The organism is Rhodoferax sp. EU05-FHT12H12, assembly GCF_058791215.1.
Window position 1 is genome coordinate 613,153 of the sequence record NZ_JBYTDI010000001.1, and the last position, 17,982, is coordinate 631,134.

The 17,982-nt window shown below is 63.7% G+C and carries 16 protein-coding genes; 4 read left to right on the forward strand and 12 right to left on the reverse strand.

Annotation, left to right across the window (positions count from 1 at the left end; translation table 11 throughout):
* Window positions 1-32: 32 nt before the first annotated feature.
* Window positions 33-1,811 carry a thiamine pyrophosphate-binding protein gene (locus tag AC3WS7_RS02845; protein WP_492655301.1) on the reverse strand — a complete coding sequence of 593 codons (1,779 nt, stop codon included), beginning with the start codon at window positions 1,809-1,811 and terminating at the stop codon, window positions 33-35.
* A gap of 44 nt (window positions 1,812-1,855) precedes the next feature.
* The gene (locus tag AC3WS7_RS02850; protein ID WP_492655302.1) at window positions 1,856-3,460 is read right to left on the reverse strand and encodes an aminotransferase class V-fold PLP-dependent enzyme; all 1,605 of its coding nucleotides are present in this window, start codon (window positions 3,458-3,460) and stop codon (window positions 1,856-1,858) included.
* Between the two features lie 127 nt (window positions 3,461-3,587).
* Between AC3WS7_RS02850 and AC3WS7_RS02855 the strand changes: the two genes are divergently transcribed.
* From AC3WS7_RS02855 to AC3WS7_RS02865, 3 genes are all read left to right on the forward strand, one after another.
* Window positions 3,588-4,046: an Lrp/AsnC family transcriptional regulator gene (locus AC3WS7_RS02855; protein ID WP_296472109.1), complete on the forward strand. Its 459-nt coding sequence runs from the start codon at window positions 3,588-3,590 to the stop codon at window positions 4,044-4,046.
* Window positions 4,047-4,257: 211 nt separating this feature from the next.
* The gene (locus tag AC3WS7_RS02860; RefSeq protein ID WP_492655303.1) at window positions 4,258-4,848 is read left to right on the forward strand and encodes a DUF5063 domain-containing protein; all 591 of its coding nucleotides are present in this window, start codon (window positions 4,258-4,260) and stop codon (window positions 4,846-4,848) included.
* A gap of 140 nt (window positions 4,849-4,988) precedes the next feature.
* A complete protein-coding gene (locus tag AC3WS7_RS02865; RefSeq protein WP_296472112.1) occupies window positions 4,989-5,363 on the forward strand; it encodes a DUF2513 domain-containing protein in 375 nt (124 codons plus the stop codon).
* Window positions 5,364-5,497: 134 nt separating this feature from the next.
* Here AC3WS7_RS02865 and phhA read toward each other — a convergent pair whose 3' ends face one another.
* The 4 genes from phhA to hppD are packed head-to-tail and all read right to left on the reverse strand — an operon-like array spanning window position 5,498 to window position 9,315.
* On the reverse strand, window positions 5,498-6,355 hold the full coding sequence (gene phhA / locus AC3WS7_RS02870) for a phenylalanine 4-monooxygenase (RefSeq protein WP_492655304.1): 858 nt from the start codon (window positions 6,353-6,355) through the stop codon (window positions 5,498-5,500).
* A 12-nt stretch (window positions 6,356-6,367) separates the two neighbouring features.
* Complete coding sequence (gene fahA, locus AC3WS7_RS02875) at window positions 6,368-7,648, reverse strand: fumarylacetoacetase (RefSeq protein WP_492655305.1); 1,281 nt, start codon at window positions 7,646-7,648, stop codon at window positions 6,368-6,370.
* Complete coding sequence (locus AC3WS7_RS02880; protein WP_296472117.1) at window positions 7,645-8,190, reverse strand: VOC family protein; 546 nt, start codon at window positions 8,188-8,190, stop codon at window positions 7,645-7,647. The genes fahA and AC3WS7_RS02880 overlap by 4 nt, the downstream gene beginning before the upstream one ends.
* Window positions 8,191-8,217: 27 nt before the next feature.
* Entirely contained in the window at window positions 8,218-9,315 is a 1,098-nt protein-coding gene (hppD, locus tag AC3WS7_RS02885; protein WP_492655306.1) for a 4-hydroxyphenylpyruvate dioxygenase, read from the reverse strand.
* 108 nt (window positions 9,316-9,423) lie between these two features.
* Between hppD and AC3WS7_RS02890 the strand changes: the two genes are divergently transcribed.
* Entirely contained in the window at window positions 9,424-9,927 is a 504-nt protein-coding gene (locus tag AC3WS7_RS02890) for an Lrp/AsnC family transcriptional regulator (RefSeq protein WP_296472121.1), read from the forward strand.
* Here AC3WS7_RS02890 and kdpE read toward each other — a convergent pair.
* Genes kdpE through AC3WS7_RS02920 form a run of 6 tightly spaced genes read right to left on the reverse strand, consistent with a single transcriptional unit; the run spans window position 9,924 to window position 17,903 of the window.
* The gene (gene kdpE, locus AC3WS7_RS02895; protein ID WP_492655307.1) at window positions 9,924-10,625 is read right to left on the reverse strand and encodes a two-component system response regulator KdpE; all 702 of its coding nucleotides are present in this window, start codon (window positions 10,623-10,625) and stop codon (window positions 9,924-9,926) included. The genes AC3WS7_RS02890 and kdpE overlap by 4 nt on opposite strands.
* A gap of 5 nt (window positions 10,626-10,630) precedes the next feature.
* Window positions 10,631-13,396, reverse strand: coding sequence for a DUF4118 domain-containing protein (locus tag AC3WS7_RS02900; RefSeq protein WP_492655308.1), 2,766 nt, complete (start codon window positions 13,394-13,396; stop codon window positions 10,631-10,633).
* A 4-nt stretch (window positions 13,397-13,400) separates the two neighbouring features.
* Window positions 13,401-13,970: a potassium-transporting ATPase subunit KdpC gene (gene kdpC / locus AC3WS7_RS02905; protein ID WP_492655309.1), complete on the reverse strand. Its 570-nt coding sequence runs from the start codon at window positions 13,968-13,970 to the stop codon at window positions 13,401-13,403.
* An 11-nt stretch (window positions 13,971-13,981) separates the two neighbouring features.
* Window positions 13,982-16,057, reverse strand: coding sequence for a potassium-transporting ATPase subunit KdpB (kdpB, locus tag AC3WS7_RS02910; protein WP_492655310.1), 2,076 nt, complete (start codon window positions 16,055-16,057; stop codon window positions 13,982-13,984).
* A gap of 26 nt (window positions 16,058-16,083) precedes the next feature.
* On the reverse strand, window positions 16,084-17,796 hold the full coding sequence (gene kdpA, locus AC3WS7_RS02915) for a potassium-transporting ATPase subunit KdpA (protein ID WP_492655311.1): 1,713 nt from the start codon (window positions 17,794-17,796) through the stop codon (window positions 16,084-16,086).
* A complete protein-coding gene (locus tag AC3WS7_RS02920) occupies window positions 17,796-17,903 on the reverse strand; it encodes a potassium-transporting ATPase subunit F (protein WP_363709653.1) in 108 nt (35 codons plus the stop codon). The genes kdpA and AC3WS7_RS02920 overlap by 1 nt, the downstream gene beginning before the upstream one ends.
* Between the last annotated feature and the right edge of the window lie 79 nt (window positions 17,904-17,982).

A 17,982-nucleotide genomic window follows, 5' to 3' on the forward strand; every position in this document is an offset into this window, starting at 1 on the left:
CTATCGATTCAGGAGCATTCTGGCGACCTCGCTCAGCGCTGCAGCGCCGTTTGCACCAGGGCGGCCTGGGTCATTGCGGCCAAGGTGCCGCGTGTGCTGATGAGCTCAGGCTCTAGGACCACCTCAATCACCGTTCCATGGGGCCGCGCCAATGCGGCCAGCAGTTCGGCCTCAAAGTCCGCGCTTTTGCGAATGGTCACGCCCGCGTAGCCATAGGCTTTCGCCAGCGCCGCAAAGTCGGGGTTGTTGAGGGCGGTGCCCGCCACACGCTCCGGGTACTCACGCTCCTGGTGCATGCGGATGGTGCCGTACATGCCGTTGTTGAGCAGCAAGATGATGCTCTTGGCCCCATGCTGCACGGCCGTGGCCAGCTCCTGGCCGTTCATCAGAAAGTCTCCGTCGCCCGCAATCGTGAAAGCGACCCGCCCGGTCGTGATGGCCGCCGCAATGCCGGCGGGCACACCGTAGCCCATGGCGCCATTGGTGGGCGCCAGCTGGGTCTTGTGGCCGCTGGCCAGCCCCGTGTAGCGGTAAAAGCGGTGCAACCAACTGGCAAAGTTGCCCGCGCCATTGGTCAGCACCGCATCCTTGGGCAAGTGTTTTTGCAGCGCGGCAATCACCGAGGGCATGTCCACCAGCCCGCGGTCGTTGTCGGCAGGCAGGTCCTGAATCACGCTGGGCACCAGGTTGGCCTGGTAGTCGGCGTTGCAGCCCTGTGTCCAGGCCTCCCAGGGCAGGTTCACCGGGGCTGTCAGCACCTCCAGCGAACGGGCTGCGGCACGCATGCTGGCGTGGATGGCCAGGTCGGCCTGGTAGACGCGGTTCAGCTCCTCGGCACTGGCGTGGATGTGCACCAGCGTCTGGGCCGCCTTGGGAGCCTGCAGCAGCGTGTAGCCACCGGTGGTCATCTCGCCCAGGCGCGGGCCGATGGCGATGATGAGGTCGCTTTCGCGCACGCGTTTGGCCAGTGCGGGGTTGATGCCAATGCCCACGTCGCCCGCGTACTGCGGGTGGTGGTTGTCAAAGGTGTCCTGAAAGCGAAAGGCATTGCCCACCGGCAAGCGCCAGTTCTCGGCAAAGCGCTGCAGCGCCTGTGCGGCCTGCGGTGTCCAGCCACCACCTCCGGCAATGACCAGGGGCCGCTCTGCTTTGAGGAGCAACTGACGCAGGTTGCGCAAGGCGCCAGGGTCGCTCCAAGCCTCTACGGGCTCCACACGCGCCAGCGGCTGGGGCAACTTGCCCGCCGCATTGGGCACCAGGGTTTGGGTCAGCATGTCTTCGGGCAGCACCAGCACCACCGGGCCGGGGCGGCCGTTCATGGCAGTGGCAAAGGCACGCGCGATGTACTCGGGAATACGCGCGGCATCGTCGATGCGCTCCACCCGTTTGGCCATGCCCAGCGCGCTGGGGCCAAACATCACGCGGTAGTCCATTTCCTGGAAAGCCTCGCGGTCGCGCTGGTCGCTGGCGACGTCCCCCACCAGCAAGACCATGGGCGTGGAATCCTGAAACGCCGTGTGCACGCCAATGCTGGCGTTGGTGGCACCTGGCCCGCGGGTCACAAAACAAATGCCGGGGCGGCCGGTGAGCTTGCCGTGCGCCTCGGCCATGAAGGCGGCCCCGCCCTCTTGCCGATTGACGATGAACTGGATCTGCGCGCGGTAGCGGTGAAAGCCGTCCAGCACGGCCAGGTAACTTTCACCGGGCACACCAAAGGCGTGGGTCACACCTTGTTCCACCAGGCACTGCACCAGCAGGTGGCCAGCGAGTTGGGGGGACGACGGTTCAGGGGAGGAGTGAGGTCTCTGCATGCCCGCCATTGTGCCGTTGCAAGGCATGCGTTTTGCGCACCACCCTATGCCATTTCCGCCAGGGCCAGGCCACCCTCTAGGTGCCACACCTGGCCGTGCCCGCGCGCGCGCAGCAAGGCAGCCGCCTGCTGGCTGCGCGCGCCGCTGCGGCAAAACAGCACCAATGGCCCCTGTGCCTGGGGCAGGTCCGCCAGCCTGCTGCGGCGCAGGGTCTCCAGTGGCAGGTTCAGGGCCGGGGTTTGCAGGGTCAGGGTGTCGGGCCAGGGCAGCAGGTTGTGGCCGGCCTGGTGCTCGGCCACATCGCGCACATCCACCAAACGCGCATCCGGGTAGAGCTTAAAAAAGGCGGACAGTGCCTGGGGCGACACGGCAGCCGCGCCAGCCTCCGCGTCAACACCCCACTCCGCCCCCGCGTCCAAGCCAGTATCGGCCGGGGGCAGGCCATCGCCGCATGCCGACGACCGCAGCACCTGCCCGCACCTTGCAATGCGCGCACAGGCCTCGTCCAGGAAGGCATCGTCCACCGTCGCGCCGATGGACAAGCGGGCTGCGCCCAGGGTTTGCCAATCCGGCAAGCCCATGGCCTGGAGCACATAGCTGGGCTCGGCCTTGGCAGCGCTGCAGGCACTGCCTGCACTGATGCGCATGCCCGCCGCGTCAAACACGTTCAACAAGGTCTTGCTGCTGAAGCCAGGCACCGAGAAATTGAGCGTGGTGGGCAGGCTGCCCCCCCAGGGCATGTTGAACACTACCCCGGGGAAGGCTGCCACCAGGGCATCGGCAATGCGGGCCCGGTCGCGGACGAGCTGCGGGTGCGAGCGAAAGACGCCCTCCCCGCCTTCCTCCAGCACCTGCAGCACCGCGCCCAGGGCGGCAATGCCGGGCATGTTTTCGGTGCCCGCTCGGCTCCCGCCCTCTTGCCCGCCACCGGCCATCAGGGCGGTGTAGGGGCTGCCCTCGCGCACATACAACATGCCAATGCCTTTGGGCGCATACAACTTGTGGCCCGAAAACGGCGCGTAGTCGATACGCGTGGCCTGCAGGTCCAGCGCCAGCTTGCCCAGCGCCTGCACACAGTCCACCAGCCACAGGGCGCGGGAACCGCTGGCCTGCAGCAGCGCCTCGATGCCTGCAATATCCGACACCACCCCAGTTTCATTGTTGGCCGCCATGGTGCACAGCAGCGTGGCAGCGGGAAGATGCGCTTTTAAAAACGCCAAGTCATGCAGGCCTTGGGTATTGACCGGCACCGTGAGCACCGGCAGGTGCAGGCCCAGCAGGCGGTTCCAGTGCGCCACCGCTTGCGGCACCGCCTTGTGCTCGGTGGCGCCCAGCAGAATCGGGCCCTCCACCCGCTCGCCGGCATCGCGCCGCGCCCGCACCGCGCACAAGGCTGAGAGCACAGCCGTCTGTATGCCCTCGGTGGCACCACTTACAAACAGCAACTGCCCCTGGCCTGTCCCCAACACCCGGGCGGCCTGCGCACGCACGCCGTCCAGCAGCGCCTTGGCCCGCAGGCCGGTGCTGTGGCTGCTGCTGGGGTTGCCGAACTGGCCCATGAGCGCACGCGTGGCGGCGTCGCGCGCAGCGGGCAGCACCGGTGTGGTGGCATTGCAGTCCAGGTAAATCTCGTGGGCAGGTGCGTGCATGGCAGTCCTCAAAGGCAGTCGGGAATGCGGCAAATCTTAGGGCGAGCGCCCGGAAAAATCGTTTCGCATTTACCGCAATACCAGTGATTTGTAGAATGAACGTTCTTTTAATTCGCAGATCAGCAGCATGAAAGAACTAGATCGCATGGACCGGGCCCTTCTGGCCGCACTGCAAACCGACGGCACGCTGTCCGCCGCCCAGTTGGGCGAGAAAGTGGGCCTGTCGGCCACGCCGTGCTGGAAACGCGTGAAGGCGATGGAAGAGTCCGGCCTGATTGAGAAGCGCGTGGCCATCGTCAACCGCGCGCAGGCCGGGCTGCCAGTGACCGTGTTTGTGAGCCTGCGCACCCACCGCCACGACGAGGCCTGGCTGCGCGAGTTCGCAGCCTCGGTGTCCAGCATGCCGGAGGTGATGGAGTTCCACCGCATGAGCGGCGATGTGGACTACCTGCTCAAGGTCGTGGCAGCCGACATCGCGGGCTACGACCGCTTCTACAAACGCCTGATCCAGACCGCGCAGCTGGCCGGCGTGTCGTCTGCGTTCTCCATGGAAGAGATCAAGAGCACTACGGCGCTACCGTTGTGATAGCTGCTCGCGCATATTCCATGGGGGCTAGAGGTCGAGTTGTCTCTAAAACCGCCTAGTCGCATCGGTTCGCTCCATATTCGCCCATCGCGGAACGCGGGCGAGCTAATCACCCATCTGGGGGATGCTCTGTAACTGACAACGCACGTACACTGAACGCCAACTGCGGCTGGGTTTGGCGTTTTTTTATTTCGATTGAAGGCATTGCAACATGCCAAAAATCCAGTCCACATGGGGCTTTCAAGGGAGATCAGATGTCCAGTTTATTGAGCAAGGGCCAACTTATAGAGCAGGTTTTGCTCTGGACATTGCGTTAAAGCGCATGGAACGCAGTGCTGCTAGTGCCGCAGACTTCGCAGAAGTTGCGCGCGGGTATTGTTCTTGGTGCGAGAACCCACCGTCCGCGAATGCTAATGTCGAGGCCGCATTTTGGCTTGGCCGCCTTTATTCGTCCGCCCTGATGCTACCAAAGGTCTCTTGTGAAAATGAGGATGGTCTACCTGATATCCCTTCGGAAACACTCGCAAGGGCGATAGCAAACTTGGCACCTTTTTCAGGTTGGTACTACCGTGAAGTTTTTGATCCCCATCCTTATCGCACCGAAGAACCCGGCATGGGCGATATCGGTGACGATTTACTCGATACGTACAAAGACATACGCGCTGGCTTGGTGCTGTTCGATCGCGGTGAGGTTGACGACGCTCTGTGGCATTGGTCGTTCCTGCATCTAATCCATTGGGGTCGCCACGCAGTTGGCGCCATGTATGCGCTCCATTGCCTTGCAATCTCTCAAAACGAATGACAATGCGTTTTAACATGCCAATCGACACGGACCCACAACAGCAGGAGGCGGCTTCGCCGCGACGTGTTGTGGTCCGGTCATCTTCACGTTAGGCCTCACCAAAACCCGCCCCGACGCTTCTCCGCTATGGATCAAACCTCATGAAACGCGACTTCGATCTAGTCAGGAAGATCCTTCTTCAGTTCGAAGAGAAGGAAAGTTCGACGATTGTCGAGAAGCCTGAAGTCGAGGGCTATTCCTACGAGATCGTGTCATATCACTGCCGCCTTCTATACGACGCAGGCTTGTTGCGCTGTGAACCCGTTGTATCTACCACAAGTGATCGGCTCATCAAGGTCTCCCCTTTCGAACTTACCTGGGACGGACACGAGTTCTTAGACAAGATTCGGTCCGAGACGACATGGAACAAAATCAAGATCCAGGCTAAGGAAAAGGGCCTCGCACTCTCGTTCAGTATCGTCACTGAACTCGCCAAGCGCCTCGCAGCACAACTCCTGAATGGCATAGCCTACTAAGCGTGGGCATGGGGCACGTTGCCCACAGCCAGCTACTGCATCAATCGCACGCTTACGATTTCACTGGGCTACTACTATTTTTTGTAGCTGCGCACGCAATATCTACGTGGTCTAGAGGGCATTTTCTCTATCAATCAAACCGATGCAGGTGCCTGTTCCCGCAAGTAAGCCCTATCCCCCCGCTGAAACACCTTGTCGCCAGGCAACACATCCCCCGGTGCAAACGTGGGCCCGCTGTTGAGCCGCTCGTACACCGGATCGAAGTTGATGCGGGCCAGGGCCAGCAGGTCGTCCAGGCTGTCGAGCACAAAGTAGCACTCCTGGAAATCGTCAATCCGGTAGCGGGTGCGCATGACCCGCTCCAGGTCAAAGCCGATGCGGTGGGGCGACGGGCTTTGCACGGAGAAGCCGCTTTCGGTGAATGAAGAAGCGATGCCCGCACCGTAGATGCGCAAGGCCTCTTCAGCACCATGTTCGCCCTGCACCTGTTCTTTCACCAGCCCAAACTCCACCGTGTACCAATACACCCGCGCCAGCTCGGTGAGCTTGCCGATGCGCTGTGCGCGGAGCCCGGCCTGGCCATAGAGCTGGATGAAATCCGCCATCACCGGGTGCATGAGCATGGGCACATGGCCAAACACGTCGTGGAACACATCGGGCTCCTGCAGGTAGTCCAGCTGGTGGGCACCGCGGATGAAGTTGCCCGACGGGAAACGCCGGTTCGCCAGGTGCTCAAAAAACACCTCGTCGGGCACCAGGCCCGGCACCGCCACCACCTGCCAACCGGTGCTCTGGCCCAGGGTTTGGTTGAGCTCGGCAAAGTCCGGAATCTGCTCGGCCGACAGCGGCAGCTGGCGCATGCCCTCTACAAACTCGGCGCAGGCCAGCCCGGGCAGCAGCGCGGTTTGCCGCTCAAACAGTGTCTTCCACACCGCGTGGTCTTGTGCGGTGTAGTGCGTCCAGCGCTGGGGAATGGTGTAGTCGTGTGCCATGCCCGGACTCCTTTACCGCGCTGCCAGCAGCGTGCCCCGGCACTCGCCAAAACCAATGCGCCGCGCCCCTGCTGCCTCACAAGCGCCGCGCAGGATGATGGTGTCGCCATCTTGCAAGAAGGTGCGCACCTCGCCATTGGGCAAGGTGATGGGCTGCTTGCCGCCTTGGGTCAACTCGAGCAATGAGCCGCCCTGCTCCGGCGCCGGGCCGGACAAGGTGCCGGTGCCCAGCACATCGCCGGGGCGCAGGTTGCAGCCGTTCACCGTGTGGTGGGCCACCAGCTGCGCCAGTGTCCAGTAGGCGTCGCGCAGGTTGGATTGCGAGAGGCGCTCGCCCGCACTACCTGCAGCGCGCATGGCGGGGGTCTGCAGCCAGACTTCCAGCTGCACATCCAGCGCCCCGGCGCTGCGGTTAGGCGCGGAGTCCAAATAGGCCATGGGCTGCGGGTCGTCTGCGCTGCGCACAAAGGCCGCGCGAAACGGCGCCAGTGCTTCCATCGTTACCAGCCAGGGCGAAACGGTGGTGGCAAAGTTCTTGGCCAAAAACGGCCCCAGCGGCTGGTACTCCCAGGCCTGCACATCACGTGCGCTCCAGTCGTTGAGCAGGGTGAGGCCGAACAGGTGGTCTTCGGCATCCGCTATGGAAACAGGAGCACCCAGCGCATTGTCCATGCCCACCCAGGCCGCCATTTCCAGTTCGTAGTCGAGCCGCGCGGTGGGGCCAAAGTCCGGCACGGTGGCACCGGGTTTGAGCGTCTGCCCGCGTGGGCGGTGGAACTGCTGGCCGCTGGCCCCGATGCTGCTGGCGCGGCCGTGGTAGCCAATCGGCACCCATTTGTAATTGGACAACAGCGGGTTGTCGGGGCGGAACAGCTTGCCCACCGTGGTGGCGTGGTGGATGCCGGTGTAGAAGTCGGTGTAGTCGCCCACCTCGCACGGCAGGCCCAGTTCCACCTCGGTCTGGCGCAGCAGTGCATCAACCCACACCTTTTGCAGTGCAGAGCCAGCGCACAGCCCCTCCCAGATCGCCAGGCGTAGCGCGCGGCGTTCGGCCACGGGTGCCGCCATCAGGCGTGCCATGTTGTTGTGGTCAATCAGGCCCGTGGCGTGCAGGTCCAGCACACGGTCGCCAATAGCCACGCCAATCTGCCAGGGCTCCAGCGCGTTGTGGCGAAAGCGGCCAAACGGCAGGTTTTGGATCGGAAAGTCGGTGTCCGGCGCGTTGGCCGATTCCACCCAGCTTTGCGTCTCAGGGGCATGTGTGGCGTTCAGCGCCGTCAACGCAGCGCTCATGCCTTGGCTCCCAGCTCGTTGGCGTGCAAAAAGGCCGCATGTTTGGGCGCGCGCTTGGTCACGCTCCACTCCTCCAGCATGGCCCATTTCACGGCGTCGGCCTGGGCGATCTTGGCGGCTTCTTCGGGGTCCGGGCAGGCCAGCTCCAGGCGGTGGCCGTTGGGGTCGAAGAAGTAGATGCTGTGGAACATGCCGTGGTCGGTCACGCCCAACACGTCTACGCCTTGCGCCTCCAGGTGTGCCTTGAACTCCAGCAGCTCGGCGCGGTCTTTCACGCGGAAGGCGATGTGCTGCACCCACTCCGGCGTGTTCGGGTCACGGCCCATGGGCGGCTGCGTGGGCAGCTCAAAAAAGGCCAGCACATTGCCCTGCCCTGCGTCCAGAAAGATGTGCATGTACGGGTCCGGTGCCTTGGTGCTGGGCACCAGGTCTTCGGCGATGGCCAGCACAAAGTCCATGTGCAGCATCTTCTGGTACCAAAGCACGGTTTCCTTGGCGTCCTTGCAGCGGTAGGCGACGTGGTGGATGCGGTCGATTTTCATGGTGTTGTCTCCTCGGTGCGCCTGGGTTCACTTGGCGGCTTCGAGCACACCACGGTTGATCTGGTCACGCTCCAGCGACTCAAACAGGGCCTTGAAATTACCTTCGCCAAAGCCCTCACGGTAGTTGCCCTTGCGCTCGATGAACTCGAAAAATACTGGCCCCAGCAGCGGCTGCGAGAAGATCTGCAGCAACAAGCGCGGTTGGCCACCTTCAGTCGTGCCGTCGAGCAGAATGCCACGCGCTTGCAATGCCCCCACCGGCTGACCATGGCCCGGCAGGCGCTTGGTCAGGTTCTCGTAGTACACGTCATTGGGAGCCGTCAGCAGCGGAATTCCTGTCATCTGCAATTTGTCGATAGCGCTCGGCAGGTCTTCGCACAGCAGAGCGATGTGCTGGATACCCTCGCCGTTGAACTGCATCAGGAATTCCTCGATCTGCCCCCCACCCTGGCGCGCCTCTTCGTTGAGCGGAATGCGGACCAGCCCATCCGGCGCGGTCATGGCTTTGGAGGTGAGGCCGGTGTATTCCCCCTGAATGTCGAAGTAGCGGATTTCCTGGAAATTGAACAGCTTGCTGTAGAAATCTGCCCAGTACGCCATGCGGCCCCGGTACACGTTGTGCGTGAGGTGATCGACCACGCTAAAGCCATGGCCGACCGGGTGGCGGTCCACGCCTTCGATGAACTCAAAGTCAATGTCGTAAATGGACTTGCCATCTTCATAACGGTCAATCAGGTACAGCGGCGCGCCGCCAATGCCCTTGATGGCCGGCAGGTTCAGCTCCATGGGGCCGGGGCGCAATTCGACGGGCTGAGCGCCCAGCTCCAGCGCGCGCTTGTAGGCCAGGTGCGAGTCCTTCACGCGGAATGCCATGCCGCAGGCACTGGGGCCGTGCTCGGCGGCAAAGTAGCCGGCCACGCTTTTGGGCTCGCGGTTGACGATGAAATTGATCTCACCCTGGCGGTACAGCACCACGTCCTTGGAGCGGTGCTTGGCCACCAGCGTGAAACCCATACGCTCAAACACGGGCTCAATCACGCCCGCCAGCGGCGACGCAAACTCCACAAACTCAAAGCCCATCAGGCCCATCGGGTTGTCAAACAAATCACCTGTTGCTGTGGCCATGGTTGTGCTCCTCAAACGCTGTTCTTGAAGGCTTGATTGTGGTCAATTGGACATGCAAAGGGTGTGCAAGTTGCAGCTGACAAGGCATCCGAGATGCATAATTTATGCATGAAACTTGAAAAACATGAAGATTCGTTGCTGGATAGCTTTGATATCAGTCTTCTTGCTGCACTGCAACGCGATGCCCATGCCACCCACCAGCAAATTGGGGAGCAAGTGCATTTGTCGGCCTCGCAGGTCAGCCGCCGCGTGCAGCGCCTGCAGGCCAGCGGCATCATCCGCCGTTATGTGGCGCTGCTGGAGCCTGCGGCCCTTGGCCTCGGGGTGCGCGCCATCTCGTACGTGACGCTGACCCGCCACAGCGGCGACGAAGGCCTGGCCTTCGAGCGCGAGATTGCGGGCTTCCCGGAGGTGCTGGAGTGTTACTCGGTCGCTGGCGAATCGGACTACATCCTGCAGATCGTGGCGGCCGACCTGAGTGTGCTGTCCGAGCAGGTGCTGCGCCGCCTCACCCGCATCCAGGGCGTGGGCAGCATCCGCTCCAATATCGTGCTCAACCGCATCAAAAGCAGCACCGAGCTACCGCTGGCGCACCTCAAACGCACCACTTAGACCATCAAGCGATAACCGACCGCCGTTTCCGTCAAGAGATGCTGCGGTTGGCTGGGGTCTGCCTCCAGCTTCTGCCGCAGGTGGCCCATGTAGATGCGCAGGTAGTGGCTCTGGTCGGCATGCGACGGGCCCCAAACCTCGCGCAGCAGCTGGCGGTGCGTCAATACCCGCCCGGCGTTGGCCACCAGCACCAGCAGCAGACGGTACTCGATGGGGGTGAGGTGCACCTCGGTGCCCGCGCGGCGCACCAGCCGGGCCTGTCGGTCCACAGCCACCTCGCCAAACACAAACAGCGAATCGTCTGCCTTGCCCTCGGCGCTGGCCGCGCGCGGGCGACGCAGGTTGGCGCGCACCCGGGCCAGCAGCTCGCCCACGCCAAAGGGTTTGGTCAGGTAGTCATCGGCGCCAGCATCCAGCGCGGCAATCTTGTCGCCCTCGTCGCTGCGGGCCGACAGCACCACGATAGGCACCGCCGACCAGTTGCGCACATCGCGGATCACGTCCAGCCCGTCACCATCGGGTAAGCCCAAGTCCAGCACCAGCAGGTCGGGCTTGCGGGTGGCGGCGTCGCGCAGGCCATGCTGCGCGGTTTCGGCCTCAAACACCAGCCAGCCTTCGGCCTCCAGTGCCACGCGCACAAAGCGGCGGATCTGGGGCTCGTCTTCAATCAGTACGGCAACGGGGGACGGCGTAGACATGGGGCTTAAGGTTCGTCGACTTCAGTGGGGGCAAGCGGTGGCGCGCGCCGCGGCAAGGTAATCGTGAATTCTGCACCACCGCCATCCGCGTTACGGGCCGTAATACGCCCCTTGTGCGCATCAACAATGGCCTTGCAAATGGCCAAGCCCAGCCCCACGCCGCGTGTGGTGGACTCATTTTTACCGCGGGTGAATTTTTCGAAGAGGTCGGCTTCCTTTCCCAGGCTGGCCGGCGGCAAGCCCGGACCATGGTCACGTACACGCAACTCCAGGGTGTCTTGCCTCGCCTGCGCCAAAACCTCTACAGCCGGTGTGTGCGGCGGTGTGTTTACGCCGTACTTGGCTGCGTTCTCCATCAGGTTCACCAACACACGCTCGATCAGCCCCGCATCAAACTCCACCAAAGGCAGGTCCGACGCAATCGTGGTGTGCACGGCCAGTGGGCCCAGCGCATGCCGCGCCGCACGAATCGCACTGCCCACCACCTCCTCCACCGACTGCCACTCCAGCCGCAACTCCACCTGGCCGCTTTCCAGCCGGGCCATTTCCAGCAAATTGCCCACCAGGGCACTCAGCTCACGCGCCTCGTGGCTGATGGCGTCGGCAGCGCCTTTTTGGTCCGCGGTCAGTGGCTCCGAGCCGGCCAAAGACTCGGCTTGACCAATCAGCGCCGTCAGCGGCGTGCGCACATCGTGGGACATGGCCGCCAGCAGCGTGTTGCGCAAGCGCTCCGACTCCATTTGCACCACCGCACCCTGCGCGACTTCCACATAGTGCACACGCTCCAGTGCAATCGCAATTTGCCTGGCCAGCGTATCGAGTTGTTGCACCTGCTCAGGAATCAGCAGCCAGCGGGCCTGCGCCGGCTGCAGCGCCAGCACGCCGCGCACCCGCATGGGGGCTTGCAGCGGCACATAGTGCCAAGGGTTGGACGGCAGGGTCGACGTCGCCATCCCAGCGCGCTGGCCGTTGTGAAAGGCCCAATCGGCAATGCTGCCGTCCAGGCCATTTGGCAGGTCTGCGGGCAAGGCAAGCTGGTCGCGGGCATCGGGCAGCAACACCTTGGCCTGGCCGCCAAAGGTGCGCCGCACGGCGGCTTCGCCCAACTCCACCACCTGCTCGGTTTGCAGCGCGGCCGACAGCTCGCGCGTGAGCTCAAACAGGGCCTGGGCACGCCGCTCGCGGCTGGCAGCCACATGGGCCGAGAAGCGCAGATTGGCGGTGAGTTGTCCGATCAACAGCCCCACCACCAGCATCACCGCAAAGGTGACCAGGTACTGCACATCACTCACCGCAAACGACAAGCGCGGCTGCACATAGAAAAAATCAAACGATGCCACCGACAGCACCGCGGCCAGGCTGGCCGGCCCACGCCCCAGCTTGACCGCCACCAGCACCACCCCCAGCAAAAACAGCATGACGATGTTGGCCAGGTCAAACCAGGGCAACAGGGGTTGTGTGACCACGGTGGTGAGCAGGCACGCTGCCACTGCACCGCCATAACGCGCCCATTGCGTGCGCCAGCGCGATGCGACGGGCTCATCTTCGGGACTGCGGCCCAGAGGCTGGCCCAGCTTGCGCACGCTGTCGGTAAAACCCACTTCCACAATGTCCAGCGCAGGGGCCAGCGTGGCGAGCTGGCGTGTCAGCGTGGGGCGCAGCACACGCCACAGACCACGCCAGTCGTGCCGTACCGGGCGCCCCAGCACCAGCGTGGCGCAGTTCAGCGTCTGGGCCTGTTGCAACAGCGCCATGGCAATGCTGTCACCGGTCAGCACCGCCGTGCTGCCACCCAGCTCCTCCGCCAGCTTGAGCACCGCCAACGTGCGGTCCCGGTCCTGCGCGGCCAGTCGCTGCAGTGCTGGCGTTTCCACATAGGCGGCGTGCCAACGCACATTGAGCTGCCCGGCCAGGCGTGCCGCGGTGCGCACCGCGTGTTCGGCCCCGGCGTGCGGGCCCACACACACCAGCAGCGCGCCGGAGGTGTTCCAGGCAGGCTGATCGGCGGAGTCCTGCGCACGCGCGGTTTGCACCAGGTGCTGGCGGTAGCTGCGCACATCGTCGCCCACATGCTCCGCGGTGCGGCGCAGCGCAATTTCGCGCAGCGCGATCAGGTTGCCCTTGCGAAAGAAGTTCTGGCTGGCGCGCTCAGCCTGCTGCGGGATGTAGACCTTGCCGGCCTTCAGGCGCGCCAGCAGTTCGTCTGCGGTCACGTCCACCAGCACAATCTCGTCGGCACCATCCAGCACGGTGTCGGGCACCGTCTCGTTGACACGCACGCCCGTGATGGCGCCTACCGTGCCATTAAGGCTTTCCAGGTGCTGCACGTTCAGTGCGGTCCAGACGTCGATGCCCGCATCCAGCAGCTCCTGCACATCCTGCCAGCGTTTGGGGTGGCGCGAGCCGGGGGCGTTGCTGTGGGCCAGTTCGTCCACCAGCAGCACGTCAGGCTTGGCAGCCAGGGCGGCGTCAAGGTCCAACTCCAGCAGCACTTGGCCGCGGTAGGCCAGTTCCTGCAAGGGCAGCACGTTCAGCCCGGCCTGCAGCTCCATCGTGTCCTTGCGGCCATGGGTTTCCACCACGCCAACCAGTACCCGCTGGCCTGCGCGCTGCGCACGTTGGGCCGCGCTGAGCATGGCGTAGGTCTTGCCCACACCCGCGTTGGCACCAAAGTAGATGCGCAGCTTGCCGCGCTGCTGGCTGGCCTGCGCCTCTTGCAGCTGGGCCAGCAGAGCGTCCGGATCGGGCCGTGAATCTAAAGGGCTTGCCATCTACTTAGTGTGCATCAAGCGCCAGGTTCAGTTGCAGCACATTCACCACGGGTTCGCCCAGCACGCCCAGCAACGGGCGTGTGGTGTGTTGCGCGACCAGCGCTTGCACCGCGTCTACTGGCAGCTTGCGGGCGGCCGCCACGCGGGCCAGCTGGTACTGGGCGGCGGCGGGGCTGATGTGGGGGTCCAGCCCGCTGGCCGAAGCGCTCACCAGTTCCACCGGCACCGGTGCGGTGTTGCTGGGGTCGGCGGCACGCAGGGCGTCCAGGCGGCCTTTGGCTGCATCCACCAGGGCCGGGTTCAGCGGGCCCTGGTTGGAGCCACCGGAGGCGGCGGCGTTATAGGGCGCTGGGCTGGTGGCCGAGGGGCGGCCCCAGAAGTGACCGGGGTCGCTGAAGTTCTGGCCGACGAGGGCCGAACCCACGGGCTTGCCGTCGCGCAGGATCAGGCTGCCATGCGCCTGGTTCGGAAAGACGGCCTGGCCTACGCCGGTGACCACCAGCGGGTAGGCCACACCGGCAACCAGGGTGAGTGCTGCAAACACCACCAGCAGGGGACGTACTGTTTTTTTCATGAGAGGACTCCTTAAACCAGATTCAATGCAACGAGCAACAGGTCAATGGCCTTGATGCCGATGAAGGGCACAACCAGCCCACCCAGGCCGTAGATGGCGAGGTTGCGGCGCAAGAGTGCAGCGGCTCCCACGGGCCGGTATTTCACGCCCTTGAGCGCCAGCGGAATCAGCACCACGATGATCAGCGCGTTGAAGATCACCGCCGACAGGATGGCCGAGTTGGGGCTGCCCAGGCGCATCACGTTGAGTGCGGCCAACTGTGGGTAGGTGCTGACAAAAATGGCCGGGATGATGGCGAAGTACTTGGCCACGTCGTTGGCAATCGAAAACGTGGTGAGCGAGCCGCGCGTCATCAAGAGCGCCTTGCCAGTCTCCACAATCTCCAGCAGCTTGGTGGGGTTGGAGTCCAGGTCCACCATGTTGCCGGCTTCCTTGGCGGCCTGGGTGCCGCTGTTCATGGCCACGGCCACGTCGGCCTGGGCCAGTGCCGGGGCGTCGTTGGTGCCGTCGCCCGTCATGGCGACCAGGCGGCCTTCGGCCTGGTAACTGCGGATCAGCGTCAGCTTGTCTTCGGGCGTGGCCTCGGCCAGGAAGTCATCCACACCCGCCTCGGCGGCGATGGCGGCAGCGGTGAGCTTGTTGTCACCCGTGATCATCACAGTCTTGATGCCCATGCGGCGCAGCTCGCCAAAACGTTCCTTGATGCCAGCCTTGACGATGTCCTTGAGCTCGACAATGCCCAGCACCTGGTTGCCATCGACCACGGCCAACGGCGTGCTGCCGCGGCGTGACACTTCATCGGCGGCGCGCAGCACCTCGGGCGGCATGGTGTTGCCTTGCGCTTGCAGGACCTTGCGCACGGCGTCCACTGCGCCCTTGCGCAGCTGGCGGGTGCTGCCATCGGGGTGCATCACGTCCATGCCGCTCATGCGGGTCTGTGCGGTGAAGGGCACTTCCTGCGTCTTGCCCACCAGCGGTTCGATATTCACCTTGCTTTGCGCCAGTGTCACGATGCTGCGGCCTTCGGGCGTTTCATCGGCCATGGAGGCCTGTGCGGCACACAGGGCCAACTGGCTCAAGCTGATGCCGGGCGCAGGAATGAACAGCGCGGCCTGGCGGTTGCCGTGGGTGATGGTGCCGGTCTTGTCCAGCAGCAACACATCCACATCACCCGCGGCTTCCACCGCACGGCCCGAGGTGGCAATCACATTGGCCTGCATCATGCGGCTCATGCCTGCCACACCCACGGCCGACAACAGGCCGCCAATGGTGGTGGGGATCAGGCACACCAGCAGCGCAATCAGCGCGGTGATGCTGACCACGGTACCGCTGCCCGCGGCTTCCACGCTGAAGATGGAGAACGGCAGCAGCGTGACCGTGACCACCAGGAACACGATGGTCAGCGCCACCAGCAGAATGGTCAGCGCCACTTCGTTGGGCGTCTTCTGGCGCTTGGCGCCCTCCACCATGCCAATCATGCGGTCCAGAAACGACTCGCCAGGGTTCACACCAATGCGCACCACCAACCAGTCGGACAACACCCGCGTGCCGCCGGTGACGGATGCAAAGTCGCCGCCCGACTCGCGCACCACCGGGGCCGATTCGCCGGTGATGGCGCTCTCGTCCACCGTGGCCACGCCCTGGATCACTTCACCGTCCACGGGGATCATGTCGCCAGCTTCCACCAGCACCACATCCCCCTTGCGCAGGTTCTCGGCTTGTTCCGGCAACCAGGTAGCGCCATGGACGGGGTCTTTGAGCTTTTTGGCCCAGGTGCTTTTCTTCAAGCCCTTGAGCGAATCGGCCTGGGCCTTGCTGCGGCCTTCGGCCAGCGCTTCGGCAAAGTTGGCAAACAGCACGGTGAACCACAGCCACACGGCCACGGTCAGGATAAAGCCGGCCGAATCACCCACCGTGCCTTGCAGCGCCTGCAGGCCTAAAAGCGTGGTGACGATGCTGCCGATGTAGACCACAAACATCACCGGGTTGCGCCACTGCACACGGGGGTTCAGCTTGGTGAACGCGGCCCATACGGCGGGTTTCACCAATGCGGGGTCCATCAACGTTAAAGAAGTTTTGCTTGTCATAAAGTTTTCTCGCAAATAGGGGGCGTTTAAACGGATAGCCAGAGCATCAGGTGCTCGACCACCGGGCCCAGGGCCAGCGAGGGCACGTAGTTCAGCAAGCCCACCAGCAACACCGTGCCCATCAGCAGCACGACAAACAGCGGGCCATGCGTGGGGAAGGTGCCAGTGGTGGCGGGCAGGCGCTTCTTGGCGGCCAGTGCACCGGCAATGGCCAGCACCGGCACGATCACGCCAAAGCGGCCAAACCACATGGCAATGGCCAGCAGGTAGTTGTAGAACGGTGTGTTGGCCGACAAGCCCGCAAAGGCGCTGCCGTTGTTGTTGGCGGCCGAAGTCAGTGCGTACAGGATTTCAGAGAAACCATGGGCGCCGGGGTTGGCAATGCCGGCCTTGCCCGCACCCGCCAGCACGGCAATGGCGGTACCTGCCAGCACCAGAATCGGTGTGACCAGAATCGCCATCGAGGTGAGCTTCATCTCATGCGACTCGATCTTCTTGCCCAGGTACTCGGGGGTGCGGCCAATCATCAGGCCCGCAATAAACACCGCCAGGATGGCGAAGATCAGCATGCCGTACAGGCCGGTGCCCACGCCACCAAACACCACTTCTCCCAGCTGCATCATCACCATGGGCACCATGCCACCCAGCGGGGTGAAGGAGTCGTGCATGGCGTTCACCGCACCGCAGGAAGCGGCCGTGGTGATGACGGCAAACAGGCTGCTGGCGGTGATGCCAAAGCGCGTCTCCTTGCCTTCCATATTGCCGCCGCTCTGCAGGCTGCTGGCGGTCTGGTCCACACCCAGTGCGGCAATCTGCGGGTTGCCCATTTGCTCGGCCGGCATGATGGCCGCCACGGCAATCACAAACATGACCGTCATGGCGGCGAGCACGGCCCAGCCCTGGCGCGGGTCGCCCACCTCGCGGCCAAAGGCAAAACACAGCGCCGCGGGGATCAGGAAGATCGCCAGCATCTGTAAGAAGTTGCTCAGTGCCGTGGGGTTCTCGTACGGGTGGGCCGAGTTGGCATTGAAGAAACCGCCACCGTTGGTGCCCAGCATCTTGATGGCCTCTTGCGACGCCACCGGGCCCATGGGGAGGGTTTGGGGGCTTCCCGCCAGTGTTGTGACATCCTGGTAAGCGTCAAAGTTCTGGATCACGCCCTGGCCCACCAGGACGATGGCAATGACCAAGGAGATCGGCACCAGCAACCAGGCGGTGATACGCGTGATGTCGACCCAGAAGTTGCCAATCACGGCGGTGGACTTGGCGGCAAAACCACGGAACAGCGCAAACACCACGGCGATGCCGGTGGCCGCGGACAAAAAGTTCTGCACCGCCAGGCCCAGCATCTGCGTGAGGTAGCCCATGGTGGACTCGCCCGCATAACCCTGCCAGTTGGTATTGGTGGCAAAACTCACCGCAGTGTTGAGCGCCGAGTCCACCGACACGGCGCCCATGCCCGCCGGGTTGAGCGGCAGCACCGCTTGCCAGCGCTGCAGCAGGTAGACCACCAGCGCGCCCAGCACATTGAAAGCCAGCAGCGCAACCGTGTATTGCTTCCAGGGCATGGACTGCTCGGGCGACGTGCCCGCCAGGCGGAACAGCGGCGCCTCCAGCCGCAGCAGCCACTGCGGCAGGCGGCCAGAACTGATACGTGCTACCCAGATGCCCAAAGGCCAGGAAGCGATCAAAAGGGTTGTGAGAAAGAGGGCCAGCAGCCCCCAAGCCGAGCTGCTCATTAAAAGTCCTCCGCGCATACCAGCGCATAAACCAGATAGGCCAGCAACAAGGCGGCACACATGCCGCCCAGGCCGTAGACCACATGCAATGTGTTCACCGTTTCCATCATTTCTCCTGCATCAAATCGATGGGAGAAGTGTGGTCAGGCAGGCGTAAAAACGGGGTTTAGATTGGGAGCGGGGGTA

Coding starts and splice junctions, on each gene's coding strand:
- phhA (WP_492655304.1), bottom strand. CDS start 6,355: ATGGCACACGACTACACCATTCCCCAGCGCTGGACGCACTACACCGCA.
- kdpC (WP_492655309.1), bottom strand. CDS start 13,970: ATGAAAAAAACAGTACGTCCCCTGCTGGTGGTGTTTGCAGCACTCACC.
- AC3WS7_RS02920 (WP_363709653.1), bottom strand. CDS start 17,903: ATGGAAACGGTGAACACATTGCATGTGGTCTACGGCCTGGGCGGCATG.
- AC3WS7_RS02845 (WP_492655301.1), bottom strand. CDS start 1,811: ATGCAGAGACCTCACTCCTCCCCTGAACCGTCGTCCCCCCAACTCGCT.
- AC3WS7_RS02900 (WP_492655308.1), bottom strand. CDS start 13,396: ATGGCAAGCCCTTTAGATTCACGGCCCGATCCGGACGCTCTGCTGGCC.
- AC3WS7_RS02855 (WP_296472109.1), top strand. CDS start 3,588: ATGAAAGAACTAGATCGCATGGACCGGGCCCTTCTGGCCGCACTGCAA.
- kdpB (WP_492655310.1), bottom strand. CDS start 16,057: ATGACAAGCAAAACTTCTTTAACGTTGATGGACCCCGCATTGGTGAAA.
- kdpE (WP_492655307.1), bottom strand. CDS start 10,625: ATGTCTACGCCGTCCCCCGTTGCCGTACTGATTGAAGACGAGCCCCAG.
- hppD (WP_492655306.1), bottom strand. CDS start 9,315: ATGGCCACAGCAACAGGTGATTTGTTTGACAACCCGATGGGCCTGATG.
- AC3WS7_RS02850 (WP_492655302.1), bottom strand. CDS start 3,460: ATGCACGCACCTGCCCACGAGATTTACCTGGACTGCAATGCCACCACA.
- fahA (WP_492655305.1), bottom strand. CDS start 7,648: ATGAGCGCTGCGTTGACGGCGCTGAACGCCACACATGCCCCTGAGACG.
- kdpA (WP_492655311.1), bottom strand. CDS start 17,796: ATGAGCAGCTCGGCTTGGGGGCTGCTGGCCCTCTTTCTCACAACCCTT.
- AC3WS7_RS02890 (WP_296472121.1), top strand. CDS start 9,424: ATGAAACTTGAAAAACATGAAGATTCGTTGCTGGATAGCTTTGATATC.
- AC3WS7_RS02880 (WP_296472117.1), bottom strand. CDS start 8,190: ATGAAAATCGACCGCATCCACCACGTCGCCTACCGCTGCAAGGACGCC.
- AC3WS7_RS02860 (WP_492655303.1), top strand. CDS start 4,258: ATGCCAAAAATCCAGTCCACATGGGGCTTTCAAGGGAGATCAGATGTC.
- AC3WS7_RS02865 (WP_296472112.1), top strand. CDS start 4,989: ATGAAACGCGACTTCGATCTAGTCAGGAAGATCCTTCTTCAGTTCGAA.